This is a genomic window from Ligilactobacillus pabuli (assembly GCF_022836475.1).
GTDB lineage: Bacteria > Bacillota > Bacilli > Lactobacillales > Lactobacillaceae > Ligilactobacillus > Ligilactobacillus pabuli.
The window spans coordinates 702-962 of sequence record NZ_BQXH01000008.1 but is presented as its reverse complement, the minus strand read 5'-3'; the positions used below and the strand labels follow the sequence as shown (position 1 = coordinate 962).

Annotated in this window: 1 pseudogene; it reads left to right on the top strand. The window is 42.9% G+C overall.

The features are described from left to right. A pseudogene (locus LPAF129_RS05100) lies at nucleotides 1-228 on the top strand (helix-turn-helix domain-containing protein); the annotation flags it as partial. Nucleotides 229-261 lie beyond the last annotated feature (33 nt).

Genomic DNA, 261 nt, shown 5'->3' with positions numbered 1-261 from the left:
GAACATTTTCAGGTTTCATATCAACAGGCACGTTCTTGGGTACTCAAGGCCAAAGATGGCGGCTATGAAGCACTTGTCGATAACCGTGGCCATCATAAAGACAAATCTGAACTAACTGATCTGGACAAAGCAAATCTTCGCATTCGTCAGTTGGAAACTGAATTGAAAGATAAAGAACTGGTTGAACAGTTTGCAAAAAAATTGCTGGAACTTCAGCGCAGGGGGTGAACAAACAACATCGACTGGCTTACGTCGCAATCA